General features: G+C 61.2%; 8 protein-coding genes. 2 read left to right on the top strand and 6 right to left on the bottom strand.

Annotated elements, in window-relative coordinates; genetic code table 11:
- Window positions 1-12 precede the first annotated feature (12 nt).
- Together secA and FIU90_RS08950 are read right to left on the bottom strand one after the other, a co-directional pair.
- On the bottom strand, window positions 13-2,775 hold the full coding sequence (gene secA, locus FIU90_RS08955; RefSeq protein ID WP_152434429.1) for a preprotein translocase subunit SecA: 2,763 nt from the start codon (window positions 2,773-2,775) through the stop codon (window positions 13-15).
- Window positions 2,776-2,892: 117 nt separating this feature from the next.
- Complete coding sequence (locus FIU90_RS08950) at window positions 2,893-3,168, bottom strand: hypothetical protein (protein ID WP_152434428.1); 276 nt, start codon at window positions 3,166-3,168, stop codon at window positions 2,893-2,895.
- An 88-nt stretch (window positions 3,169-3,256) separates the two neighbouring features.
- On the opposite strand from FIU90_RS08950, the gene argJ reads away from it, so the two are divergent.
- Both argJ and FIU90_RS08940 read left to right on the top strand, forming a co-directional pair.
- On the top strand, window positions 3,257-4,483 hold the full coding sequence (gene argJ / locus FIU90_RS08945) for a bifunctional glutamate N-acetyltransferase/amino-acid acetyltransferase ArgJ (protein ID WP_152434427.1): 1,227 nt from the start codon (window positions 3,257-3,259) through the stop codon (window positions 4,481-4,483).
- Window positions 4,483-5,295 carry an inositol monophosphatase family protein gene (locus FIU90_RS08940; protein WP_152434426.1) on the top strand — a complete coding sequence of 271 codons (813 nt, stop codon included), beginning with the start codon at window positions 4,483-4,485 and terminating at the stop codon, window positions 5,293-5,295. The genes argJ and FIU90_RS08940 overlap by 1 nt, the downstream gene beginning before the upstream one ends.
- Window positions 5,296-5,310: 15 nt before the next feature.
- On the opposite strand, the gene trxA is transcribed toward FIU90_RS08940, so the two are convergent.
- The 4 genes from trxA to FIU90_RS08920 are packed head-to-tail and all read right to left on the bottom strand — an operon-like array spanning window position 5,311 to window position 12,894.
- Window positions 5,311-5,631: a thioredoxin gene (trxA, locus tag FIU90_RS08935; protein WP_152434425.1), complete on the bottom strand. Its 321-nt coding sequence runs from the start codon at window positions 5,629-5,631 to the stop codon at window positions 5,311-5,313.
- Between the two features lie 48 nt (window positions 5,632-5,679).
- Window positions 5,680-9,189, bottom strand: coding sequence for a double-strand break repair helicase AddA (gene addA, locus FIU90_RS08930; protein WP_152434424.1), 3,510 nt, complete (start codon window positions 9,187-9,189; stop codon window positions 5,680-5,682).
- Entirely contained in the window at window positions 9,186-12,212 is a 3,027-nt protein-coding gene (addB, locus tag FIU90_RS08925; RefSeq protein ID WP_152434423.1) for a double-strand break repair protein AddB, read from the bottom strand. The genes addA and addB overlap by 4 nt, the downstream gene beginning before the upstream one ends.
- A complete protein-coding gene (locus tag FIU90_RS08920) occupies window positions 12,205-12,894 on the bottom strand; it encodes a nucleotidyltransferase family protein (protein ID WP_152435779.1) in 690 nt (229 codons plus the stop codon). Before FIU90_RS08920 ends, addB begins: the two co-directional genes overlap by 8 nt.
- Window positions 12,895-12,913 lie beyond the last annotated feature (19 nt).

Below are 12,913 nucleotides of genomic sequence, written 5' to 3'. Positions count from 1 at the left end.
TGTCCTAGCCGATCAAGCGGTCTGCTTTGCGCCTGCCGCCCCGTGGCAATGCTTGTACTTGTTGCCACTCCCACAGGGGCACGGCGCATTGCGGCTGATATCCTGGTTTGCCCACGGATTGTTCGGGTTTGCCCCGCCCGGCCCCGAAGCTGCACGCGAAGCACCTGCAAGCGAACCGAACAGCTCGGGGCGCTCTTCCGACCCATCGCCATCGGCCGAGTTTTCGAGCCCGGTAAGCGGGTCGATATGACCGGTAAGGAAATCGGGCAGATCGGGAAGGTCGGCAGGCTCGGGCTGCGCAATCCGCAGTTCAGATTTGAACAACAGCTTGGTCACTTCCTCGCGCAGATTGTCGAGCATGGTCTCAAACAGGCCGAATGCTTCTTGCTTGTATTCGTTGATCGGCTGCTTTTGTGCGATACCGCGCATCCAGATCACCTGTCGCAGCGCGTCGAGCGTTGCGAGGTGTTCCTTCCAATGGAAATCGAGCTGTCGCAGCAGCACGTCCTTTTCGACCATGCGCCAAATGGCGGGATCGTTTTTGGCTATCTTCGCTTCCATGATCTCGTCGGTTTGGACGCGCAGGCGCTCCTCGATGATTTCTGGCTCGACCTGATCTTCCTCGAGCCACTCCTCGAACGGCGGGGTAAGGCCGAATATTTCCGCGACCTTCTCCTTGAGCCCATCGATATCCCACTGTTCGGGGTAGGAACCCGGAGGACACGCGGCGCCAACGATTGCGTTGATAGTATCGTGGCGCATGTCGATCACGACATCGTCGACGGTTTCGGAATCCATGATCTCTTCGCGCTGCTCGTAGATCACCTTGCGCTGGTCGTTCATCACATCGTCGTACTGAACCACCTGTTTGCGGGTGTCGTAATTGCGTGCCTCTACCTTCTTCTGCGCGGTCTCGATCGCTTTCGAGAGCCATTTTGAGCCGATTGCCTCGCCGTCTTCGAGGTTCGAGTTCATCATCTTGGCGAACAGAGTGTCCGGGCCGAAAATGCGCAACAGATCATCTTCGAGGCAGAGGTAGAAACGCGAAAGACCCGGGTCGCCCTGACGGCCCGAACGGCCGCGCAGCTGATTGTCGATCCGGCGGCTTTCGTGGCGCTCGGTACCGAGCACGAACAGGCCGCCCGCTTCGATTACCTTTTGTTTCTCGGCCGCAACCTCTTCCTTGATCCTGGCGATAGCGGCCTCTTTCTCAGGTCCGTCTTCCATGTCGCCGGTTTCGTCATCGATCCGGAATTCGAGGTTGCCGCCCAACTGGATGTCGGTGCCGCGACCGGCCATGTTGGTCGCAATCGTCACAGCACCTAACCGGCCAGCCTGCGCGACGATATGCGCCTCGCGTTCGTGCTGACGTGCGTTGAGGACCTCGTGCTTCACACCTTCCTTGTCGAGGAACTGGCTCAAGAGCTCTGATTTCTCGATCGAAACCGTGCCGACGAGAACCGGCTGGCCTTGCTGGTTATGCTCTTTGATCGTCTTTGCGATGGCTTTGAACTTGTCCATCGTGTTCTTGTAAAATTCGTCTTCCTCGTCGATGCGCGCAACGGGAAGGTTGGTCGGGATCTCGACGACGTTGACCTTGTAGATGTCCCAGAATTCTGCTGCTTCCGTCGCCGCCGTACCGGTCATGCCCGAAAGTTTGGGATACATGCGGAAATAATTCTGGAACGTGATCGAGGCCATGGTCTGGTTCTCGGGCTCGATATTGACGCCTTCCTTGGCCTCCACCGCCTGGTGAAGACCGTTCGACCAGCGGCGCCCGTCCATCATGCGGCCGGTAAACTCGTCGATGATGACGACCTTGTCGTCTTTCACGATGTAGTGATCGTCACGGCGGAACATGTGCACCGCTTTCAACGCCTGGTCGAGATGATGGACGACCTGCGTGTTCTCGATATCGTACAGGTTCTCGGTCTCGAGCAGGCCTTTTTCGATCAGGATCTTTTCCACCCCGTCGAGCCCTTCCTCGTTCAGCTGGACGTTGCGAGTCTTTTCGTCCTTCTCCAGCCATTCCTCGGGGATCTCTTTCGCCACCTCGTCGAGAGCGATGTACAGATCCGACTTGTCCTCGGTCGGCCCGGAAATGATGAGCGGGGTGCGCGCTTCGTCGATCAGGATCGAGTCCACCTCGTCGACGATTGCGAAGTTGAACTTGCGCTGCACCATCTGGCTGCGTTCATGCTTCATGTTGTCGCGCAGGTAATCGAAGCCGAACTCGTTATTCGTGCCGTAGGTGATGTCGGCGTTGTAAGCGTCGCGCTTGCTGAACTCGTCCATGTTGGGCACGACCACGCCAACGGTCAGGCCCAACCATTCATAGAGCTGGCCCATCCATTCGGCGTCGCGCCTGGCCAGGTAATCGTTGACGGTGACAACGTGGACGCCCTTGCCCTCGATCGCGTTCAGGTACACGGCCAGCGTTGCCATCAGGGTCTTGCCCTCACCCGTGCGCATTTCGGCAATCTCGCCGCGATGGAGCACGATGCCGCCGATCAGCTGGACGTCGAAGTGGCGCATTCCGAAGACGCGCACCGATGCTTCGCGCACGGTGGCGAACGCTTCTGGCAGGATTTCGTCCAACGTCGCCCCGTTGTCGAGCATTTCGCGAAACTTGTCGGTCTGCGCGCGCAGCTCGTCATCGGAAAGCGCCTGCATCTGCGGCTCGAGCGCGTTGATTTCATTAACGATTTTTCCGAGCGACTTGACGTAACGATCGTTCGATGAGCCGAAGACCGATTTGATGAGCGATTCAAACATGAGAGGTTTGCCTTAATCGGATGCGGCCCGTGCCGGGGGCCGGTATATGACAGGAAATGGTAAAGGGTGATCGCGCCGCAACGAGGGGCGCGTTGCAGTATCTTTTCGAGGAAGGCGCTATTCGTAGGCGCGCTCGATACCCATCAGGACCGGCATGCGCAGCGAACGCGGCGGCTTCGTGCGAGCCTTGCGGTCTTTGTCTTCGGTGCGCGCGGAAACCTTGCCTGGTGGTCGCTTGGTATGGGCAGGCTTGCTCGCCTCGACTCTTTCGGTGCTGGCTGAAACACTCGACGGGCACTGCGAAGAATTGTGGGCATAGGACGCGGTTGCCGCGCCGCTCAATGCGACGAGACCTGAAAGAAGAGCCAGAAAGGCGAAAAACTTCCGCGTCATTGCAGCACAAGATAGTGCTTTTGCCGCCAAACGTCCACCGGATTTGCCGCATTTACTGTGCGCGATCCCTGGCCTAAGCGCTCGTTTCATGGACCTTGAACGCTCTCCGCTTGCCCTGCCTTTCCCGGACATGCCTCAGATTGCTGGCGTGACACTGCGCGTGGCCCGGGCGCACTACAAGGATTGGGACCGCTGCGATCTCACCTTTGTCGAGCTTTCCTTGGGAACTCGCGTGGCCGGCGTATTCACCCAGAGCGCATGTGCTTCTTCGGAGGTCGAAATGGGCCGCGACCAGGTCAAAGCGGGTGCAGCGCGCGCTCTGATCGTCAATGCTGGCAACTCCAACGCCTTTACGGGCTATCGCGGACGTGAAGCGGTCGAGGCGATCATGGCGCAGGTGAGCGAAAAGCTTGGCTGCGCGCCCGAAGAGGTGTTCGTTTCTTCGACTGGCGTGATCGGCGTGCCCCTTCCCAGGGACAGGGCGCGAGACGGTGTCACCGCGGCGCTTATTGCGGAACCGTGTGGATGGGAGGAAGCAGCAGCGGCGATCTGCACCACCGACACCTTCACAAAAGGCGCGCATTCTTCGGCGGTGATCGGAAACACCCGCGTCGAACTGTGCGGGATCATCAAGGGCAGCGGCATGATCGCGCCCGACATGGCGACAATGCTTGGGTACATTTTTACCGACGCCAATGTAGCTCCCGACTTTCTACAGGAGCTGCTGACGCGCGCTAATGCAAAAACATACAACTGCATTACGGTCGACGGCGACACCTCGACAAGCGACACGGTACTGGCCTTCGCCACAGGCAAGGCTGGTAATCCGCTTATCGAAAACTGGGAGAGCCCCGGTGCCGATGCATTCGCCGCCTCTCTCACCGACGTCTGTCGTCAGCTCGCGCAATTGGTCGTTCGTGACGGTGAAGGTGCATCCAAGTTCGTCGCAGTGAGTGTTTCCGGCGCTGTAAGCGATGAAAGCGCTCGGCGTGTCGGGCTCGTTATTGCCAATTCGCCGCTGGTGAAGACTGCAATTGCAGGCGAAGATGCCAACTGGGGCCGCGTCGTCATGGCGGTGGGCAAGGCGGGCGAGCCTGCCGACAGGGACAAGCTGTCTATCGCGTTCGGGGGCGTGTGGGCCGCATGTGACGGAATGCCGGTCGAAGAATACGACGAAGCCCCGGTCGCAAAGCATCTGAAGGGACAGGAAATCGACCTTGCGGTAGACCTTGGCATCGGAGATGGAAGAGCAACCGTGTGGACCTGCGATCTCACCCACGGATATATTTCCATCAACGCGGATTATCGTAGCTGATGAGCGAACTTGGCGCCCTCGACGCAGAACTGCGCGACATGATGTGTTTTGCCGCGCAACGATCTATGCTGCCGAGATTCCAGCAGCTCGCCAGCCATGAGGTCGAGATGAAGAGCGAGGACGACCCCGTCACCGTGGTCGACCGCGAGGTCGAGGAATTCCTAACCGAAGGACTCTCCAAGCTCGCGCCTGGCGTAGCAGTGGTGGGCGAGGAAGCCGCCCACGCCGATGACAAGGTTCTCGAGCATCTGTCCGGCCAGTGTTGGATCATTGACCCCCTGGACGGCACCGCCAACTTCACCGAAGGCAAAGAGCCTTTCGGGATCATCATCGCGCTCGCCGATGCAGGTAAAGCCGTCGCGGGCTGGCTCTACGATCCGATCAGGGACCGGTTATGCCACGCGAAATCTGGCGAAGGTGCATTCGTTGATGGTGAAAAGATCATTGCAAAGACCACAGGCGGCACCCCACCGGTCGCTGCGATCAGCAAGATTTTCCTCACCGAAGAACAGCGCGCACAAGTCGATGCGAAGCTCGCGCCGCATTATGCGCTGGTCGACATCCCACGCTGTGCCGCCGAGCAATATCCCCGCCTCGCCCTCGGCGAAAACGACGTCTCCAGCTTCAAGCGGACCTATGCATGGGACCATGCAGCAGGCGTACTGTGGCTCAATGAGGCGGGCGGCAAGGCGGCGCGGTTGGACGGCAGCGAATACCGTGTGGACGAACAGGACAAGCCCGGCCTCGTCGGCGCGTCGAGCCCTGCGATCTGGGACGAGTTCGTCGGGCGGGTTTTGGCCTCGCCCGACTGAAACGCGTTCAGCGGCTCAAAGCTCGCTTTCGATCCATTCCTTGAGCTGGCTCTTTGGAGCCGCGCCGACCTTGCGTGCGACCGCTTCGCCGTTCTTGAACAGTACCATCAGCGGGATCGACTGCACGCCCATCTCCGCCGGGACGCCGGTGTTCTCCATGATATCCATCTTCGCGATGGTGACCTTTTCGCCGAGTTCGTTGCTGATTTCCTCGAGCGCCGGCGCAATCATCTTACAAGGGCCGCACCAATCGGCCCAAAAATCGACCAGAACTGGCTTGTCGCTTTCGAGCACGTCGGACTTGAAGCTGGCATCGGTCACGTTGACGGTGGACATGGGAATCTCCTGTAAATGTGTTGCGACCTACTTAGGCCGATTTACCGCTCACTCAACATCGAGCGGTGCATAGCTTTCCTGCGCTTCGCCCAAACGATCCTTGTGTAACTGGATTTGCCCGGGAGGGACTTCGAACAGCCTCGGTGAATGGGTGTACAGAACCGCTGCGCGCACGCTTCGACCGGGAAAGATCGATTCCAAGGCCGCGACATAGGCTGCCATCTGACGCAAGGTGGTGGCAGGGATTTCGTCAACCGAACGAGGCGGCCGGCGCGTTGTTTTGAAATCGACTACCGTGACTTTGTCGGCCGTGACCAGCAGGCGGTCAGCGGTGCCTGCGATGACGGTTCCGTCCACTGTCGCCGCAAGGGGAACTTCGGCGAGCGCATCGGGAGAAAAGATTTCCGCGAAATCCGGCGTACCCAGAACCGCCAGGGCGCTTGACAATATCTCGGAGAGTACCGGATCGCCGAGATCGCTAGCCTGCCTCGCCAGCCAGGCTCGCCCTGCCTCCATCCACTGACCCGGATCCATGTCCGGCAATCGCTCAAGCAACCGGTGGATCAGCACGCCGCGTCGTGCTGCAATCGCGAGCGCATCCGGCGGCAGCGGAGGATCGGCTCCTTGTTCCTCACCTGCGGCGCTAGGAGCAAGTGGTCGCGGTGGGCTGGGTTCGGGGCCGATCGGAGCGGCCGCCCAATCAGGCATTCTTTGCCGCTGCGCTCGATCTGACCCGGATTCTGCGGCAACCAGTGGTCCAGCCCGCTCACCCAATTCGCGCCGATAGCCCCAGAGGTCGTCAGGCTCTTCCTCGCCAAAGAGCTGTTCAAGCTTGAAGTACCAGCGATCGGCGAGCTTTTCGGGATCCTCGAGCTTTTTCTCGTCCTTCTTGCCGAGTGATCCACCGATGAACAGCGCCTCTTCCGCACGCGTCATCGCGACGTAGAGAAGCCGCCAATGCTCTTCCATGTCCCTCGCCTCGGTCGCTTCCGCCGCTTCGGCGACTCGACCGCGTTTGTGCTCCTTAGACAGGGGTGGCAGCGGCACGGTGATGCCATTCTTGTCGCCCAGAGGTTCTTCGTCGAGTTGGAGATCGCCCGCCCGGCCCGGCGCACCGGTCGCATCGGCGAGGATAACGATGGGCGCCTGCAGGCCTTTCGAACCGTGGACGGTCATCACCCGCACCTGTCCCCCGCCGCTGTCCGCGTCGCGCTTCAAATCCTCATTCGAAGCGTCGAACCATTCGATGAAGCTTACAAGCGAAGGAGTGTGCGCGCTTTCAAAGGCGAAAGCGGCGTTGACCAGCTCGTCGAGAGGATCGTTCGCCTCTCGACCAAGCCGTGCGATGAGTTTTTGCCGCCCGCGCCACGGCCCGGCGAGCAGCCATGCGAGCAGAGCCTGAGGAGTCTCGAAGTCGGCACGGGCAAGCAGCGCCTTCAATTTTTCGCAAGTCCCGGCGACAAATGGATCCTCGCAATCGCGCAGGTGACGCCAGAGAGCGAGGTCCTTTCCGCGTGGCAGGTGCGCAAGAAGGTCGTCCTGCGACCAGCCCATCAGCGGCGAAGACAAGAGGTTTGCGAGCGACAAGTCATCGAGCGGCTGCGCAGCGAAGCGTAGCGCTGCCATCAGGTCTTTCACCGCAAGCGGTGCGCCCAGCCGCAGGCGGTCAACGCCCGCCACAGGGACACCTTTGGCATGCAGTTTGGCAACGATCTGGCGAGCAAGCTCGCCGCGCTTCCTTAGCAAGACCATGATATCGCCCGCTTTCGCGTGACGTTCCGGTAGGGATTTGGCGAGGACAATTGGATCTTCCTCGCTCACCCAGCGGCGCACCTGCTCGGCGATTTTCTCGGCGAGAAGCGTATCGTGCTCGGGAAGCCAATCGTGTTCTTCGTCCTCGCTGCCCTCCTCAATCGCGTTGATCGAGGTAACCGGCTTCCACATTGTCACAAGGCCAGGCCGATCCTCACCCCTGTGGTCTGCCGGGGCTTTGTCGAGACCGAACGCTTCATGTCCGAGCAACGCGATCGCGCGATTGACGAAGGTGAGCACTGGCTGCGAGGTACGAAATGAGCGGCCAAGATCGAGATCCTGCCAGCCGGGCTCGCGGCGATTGTCACGCATCTCAGCGATGTTCGCTTTCGCGTCTCTGATCGCTTGCTCGACTTTCGTTTTGGCGCGGGCGAAATTCTCCGGGCTCGTTCCCTGGAAGCCGAAGATCGCCTGTTTGTAATCGCCGACGGTGAAGATCGTGCGCAGCTTGTCACCGCTCGCACCATCACCGCTGAAGAAATCGTCGATGAGCGCAAAGACGATGTCCCATTGCGCCTCGTTCGTGTCCTGCGCTTCGTCGATGAGGATATGGTCGAACTGACGGTCGAGCTTGTAGCGGATCCAGTCAGCGGTCGCCTGCTCTTTGAGCAATCGTGCTGCGCGCCGGATCAGATCGTCGAAATCAAGCAGCCCCTCGCGCCGCTTGGCCTCTTGCCACCTGAGCGCGAAGGCGCGCCCGATTTCGAGCGCGGCTGTGAGTAGATCTGCGAGCGCGAGCAGAGACTGGCGCTCCTCGACCATACCGACAGAATCCGCGACTGCCTGTTGCCAATCAAGCAGACGCGGCTCTTCCTTCGAAGGCTTCGCCATCTGGCGAGGCTCGCCATTTTTCTTGAGAACAGTCTCAAAAAAGCGAGGATATGCTTCCGTCCGACACGCAAGGTCCATGCCGAGCCAATCGGGGATGAATTCCGCAGTCAATACGCCTGTCTGCGCATTCCAAGCCTGCATCAACGGCAGCATCGATCGCAGTTGTTCGTCGGGAAATGTGTCCGGATCGAGCGGATCGAACGCCCAATCCTCGCCCGCATCCGCCGGCATACCAAGCAGTGTGCGCACACGCGCATCCATCGGGGTGAGCCAGCCGCCCGCGCCTTCCCACATGCCTTCCGCGCTGGCGCAACGCATCAGCCAGCCATGCAATGCGCCGGGGTCCTTCGCCGTGACAAAGAGCTCGACCGCATCGAGCAGCCGCCTGTCGCCGGTTTCTTCCGCCTCGACCAATACATCGGCCAGCACTTCGCGTGCGAGCAGTTCGCGGGTTCGGTCCTCCATCGGCTGGGCGCCGGGTGGGAGGTCGGCTTCCTCGGGGAAACTTGCGAGCAACCATTGAGAAAAGGCGTGAATCGTATCGATGCGAAGCCCGCCGCCCGGGCAGTCGAGCACCTTTGCAAACAGGGTACGGGCGCGCTGGCGGGTAGCCTCGGATTTGTCGGCACCAAGATGCTCCAGTTCGGCGAACAGCTTCGTCTCGTCCAGCCGCACCCAGCGCGCCAGCACCGCGTTGATGCGCGTGGCCATCTCCGCCGCGCCCGCTTTGGTAAAGGTAAGGCACAGGATTTCCGAAGGGTCGACATCGGGGCGCAGCAACAGCCGCAAAACGCGCGCGGACAGTACCTGCGTCTTGCCCGTCCCTGCCGAGGCGGAAAGCCACACATTGTCTTCGGGATCCGCTGCGAGGCGCTGCTCGTCCCGGAGCGGGTAGACCTTGCCTTCGCCGCTCATGGCATTCCCTCGCCCTTGCGCTGTGCGAGCTGGACGATCCACTCGTCGAGCCGCATCAGCTGATCATAATCGGAATATCCGGGGTAGTCGGGGTTCTCTTTCGCGGTGAAAGGCTCGTCACCCGTGATGTAGCTCCCAATCGCCTCGCGCAGGAACCGTTCGTGCTCAGGGAGGAATTTCTCGGTAAGCAATCCGGTATTTTTCCGACCGACCTTCATCGGCACTTCGACAAAACCGAACTCCCCGCCCTTTTTCGCCAGCGACCAGTATTCGAAACACGTCGCTTCGCCCGAAACCTCTCCGTCATCGGCCGCAAACTTGCCGTAGCGAGCAATGAGGCCGAGGACTCCCAGTTGCAGGGCATAACCGGCTTCGACCTGAGCTGCGGTTGGAGGTCCGCCAGTCTTGTAATCGACGATGCCGAGCGTCCCATCGGGCATGCGGTCGATCCGGTCGGCGCGCCCGCCAACCGCTACGCCCTCGTAAATCATTTCGCCCCATGGCTCGGTCGCGATCACTTCGCGCCCTTCGCGTGCAGCCTCGTCCACCCATCGTTCGAACCGCTCGAGCGCCGCGACCAACCGCGGACGCCAAAGCCCCCAGAATAGCGGGTGCACCTGCTTCTCTCGCATTTGCGCTTCGGCAAACGAGGCAATTGCGAGGTCGGGAGTATCGCGCCGCGTCTTGTGCCATTGGTCGAGGATATCGTGCACCAGGGTCCCGCGCAGCGCAGGGTCGCCGAACGGATCGGCAGCGAGCGGATCGAGCCGCCTGAGGCCAAGTATTTCGCGAGCGTAAAACTGGTAGGGATCGCCAAGCAGCCGGTCGAGCGCGGTAGCGCTGATTTTGACCATGCGCTGCTGTGCCGATGGTCTGGGGTGCGGTCTCGGATATGGCTCGATCTTCTCGGGCGGCTCGCGGTCCAGCCATGGCAAGATCGCAGGAATATCCGTTTCGCGATGCTTGTCAGCGAGATCATCCCCAAGCAGCGCCTCGACGCGGAGCCAGAAGCGCGACGCGAGCGCCGGCCCCTCGCTGTCACGCTGTGCGCGGCTGAGAACCACCTCAGGGGCACCCAAGGCTCCTGCAAGATCGTGCGCGGACAGCCCGATACGGAATTCTGCTCCCGGCACTCCCAATGCGCGCAATACGCCAGGGGCGAGGAGCGGATCGGGTCCGGGCGATTGCGGCCAGCTGCCCTCGTTAAGGCCGCCGCAGATCACGAGATCTGCGCGCGCCATTCGACTTTCGAGCAGCCCGTAGATGGATACGCGCGGATGGCCTCCGTATGGCGGACGCACGGCGATCTCGTCCATGCAATCGCGGAGCACTTTGGCAAGATCGGCTGGCGCGACTTGTGTTCCGAGCGAGCGTGAATGCAGCCGCAGGTCTTCGACCATTGCGGATAGCGCGCGGCCATCCTCGCGCGCCCAGACTGCTTCCCCAGCCAAAGCCTCTGCAACCGACACCAGCGTATCAAGCGCTTCGGCAAGAGAGATTTCCGCGGATAGCGTTAGAAGCGGCCGTAGCGTCTGTTCGACACCTTCAAACCAATCGGAGATCTTCGCTTCGGCTGCAATCTCGCGCAGCGGCGCAAAACCAGGCGCTGGCCAAGGACCGCGCAATTCTCGGTCGAACTTGCGCAACGACCGAAGCCAATCGGCCCTCGCGTCGCGATTTTCGGAATGGATGAGCGGATGAGCCAGCGCACCGATAAAACGGGCCGGTTCAAGCCCGTGCGTAGTCAGGTCCGCCAGCAAACCTATCAGACGCCCCGCAGGCGTGAGAGAGAGCGGTCTACCGGCCGTATCGTCGGCCACGATGTTCCAGCGCGAGAGGTGCTGGACGATGCGGCGAGCAAGCGCACGGTCGGCTGTGACCACAGCGACGCGCTTTTCCGGTTCGTCGATAGCTTCTCGCACGAGTAGAGCAATAGCCTGAGCTTCTTCCTCCGGATTTGCGGAGGTCATCAGTCTCACCCCCGAAAGGCGCCGCTTTTCTGGTGCAATGCCGATCCAGGACTGGCTCGCCTTGGGCGGCAGGAAAAGCGAACTGATCGCGTGGGTGCGTGACGGTGGTGCGGCGCTCTCTCCCTTCCGGTGCCACTGGCGCACCTCGGCGCGGGCGAACCCCATACGCTCCAGCAGCAGCTTCAAATGGTATTGCGGATGGGTGAGCACGTCCTGCTTACCGAACACTTGCCCGCCCGGTTCGGGAGCGGCACCGGCACGGCCAAGCTCTTCCCATGCCTCATCGCTCATCGAAAGGTCGAGATCGGGCAGTAACACAGCGCCATTCGGCATACCGGCGATCACTCGGAGCATCCTTGCAAGAGCCGGCGCGGCACTCGTCACCCCCGCCGCGACGATCGGATGCGCAGGCGGTTCGGCGCGCCAGCGTTTCGCTGCCCGTTCGAAGAGCATATTGCGCCGCTTAGCCGCGTCCACTCGGCCCAATTCGTCAAGCCGCACGCGCCAGCGCACCTGCACACGCGAAAAAAGTCTCAGAGAATCCTGCCAATGCCCTGATAGATTGCCGAGCATGTCGAGTATCCGATCGCTCCAAAGATCGTCAGGCGGGACATCCTCGACAAGCAACCTGTCCATCGCCCGCGCCACGTCGCGCGCGAGCCGCAACCGGGCAGCCCCGGTCAGGGGCGGCTTTCCGGCCTCGGCATTCTCGATCTCGATCAGCTTTGCAATTTCCAGCCAACGCTGGGTCGGCTCGACCGCCGGTGGAATGTCACTCGCGCCCAAGGGATCGAGGAGGCTCCCGAGTGCCTCGTCCAGATCTAGGTCGCCAACCGTCACCATGCGGGGCATCAAGAGGCCGGTTTCGCCCGAATGGCGCACGAATGCCTCGGAGATGGTCCGCGCCGCCCGCGAACTCGGGACAAGGAGTGTCAGGCGGGCGAGGCCGAAATCATCCTCTGCATATCGAGGGACAAGCCCGGCCACGAGCGCATCGGCAAAGCCGCGATGCGCCGCGATCGAATATACGGAAGGCTCGCGCGCCTCACCCACGCTTCAAGGCGTCTTCGGTCGGACCGATCGCATCCGGCGTGCCCACTTCGAACCAGTTGCCGGTGAAGGACAGGCCGTAGAGCCGCCCTTCCTCGATCGCGCGGTTCCAGAGGATGTTGGTCGAAAACTTTCCTTCCGGCGCGTCTCGCAAGAGACGGTGCGAGACCAGCTGGATGCCGGTGTAAATGAACGGTGCGATCCGGCCCGGCTTGCGGCGTGAAAGCTTGCCGGCGGCGTCCATGTAAAAGTCACCGGCGCCTGCAAAATTTGCTGCGCGCGCATGGCTGACCACGAGCAGAAGCGCGTCCATCCGGTCGGCGTCCCAACGTTCCGACAGGTCTCGGAAGGCATCGCGCGGGCCATCGAGCCAGATATTGTCGGCATTGAGGCAGAAGAACGGGTCGGGCAGGTTCGGCATTGCCTTGATCATGCCGCCACCTGTCTCGAGCAATTCATCCCGCTCGTCAGATATGACAACCTTGGGCCGTTCGCGTTCCAGCACATGCGCCTCGAGCGCGTCGGCGAGGTAGTGGACGTTCACCACCGCGCGCTCCACACCGCTCTCGGCGAGCCGGTCGAGCGCGTGGTCGATCAGGGGCTTCCCCGCAACCCGAACCAGAGGCTTTGGCTGCGACGCGGTAAGCGGACGCATGCGTTTTCCGAGGCCCGCCGCCATGACCATTGCTGTGTCGCTGACGAGT

It is taken from the genome of Erythrobacter sp. THAF29 (assembly GCF_009363635.1).
GTDB lineage: Bacteria > Pseudomonadota > Alphaproteobacteria > Sphingomonadales > Sphingomonadaceae > Erythrobacter.
This window is presented reverse-complemented; position numbering and strand designations above follow the sequence as displayed.

Bases quoted from the DNA above. Each gene is read 5' to 3' on its own strand.
- FIU90_RS08920 (WP_152435779.1), bottom strand. From the start codon at position 12,894: ATGGTCATGGCGGCGGGCCTCGGAAAACGCATGCGTCCGCTTACCGCG.
- argJ (WP_152434427.1), top strand. From the start codon at position 3,257: ATGGACCTTGAACGCTCTCCGCTTGCCCTGCCTTTCCCGGACATGCCT.
- FIU90_RS08940 (WP_152434426.1), top strand. From the start codon at position 4,483: ATGAGCGAACTTGGCGCCCTCGACGCAGAACTGCGCGACATGATGTGT.
- trxA (WP_152434425.1), bottom strand. From the start codon at position 5,631: ATGTCCACCGTCAACGTGACCGATGCCAGCTTCAAGTCCGACGTGCTC.
- FIU90_RS08950 (WP_152434428.1), bottom strand. From the start codon at position 3,168: ATGACGCGGAAGTTTTTCGCCTTTCTGGCTCTTCTTTCAGGTCTCGTC.
- secA (WP_152434429.1), bottom strand. From the start codon at position 2,775: ATGTTTGAATCGCTCATCAAATCGGTCTTCGGCTCATCGAACGATCGT.
- addA (WP_152434424.1), bottom strand. From the start codon at position 9,189: ATGAGCGGCGAAGGCAAGGTCTACCCGCTCCGGGACGAGCAGCGCCTC.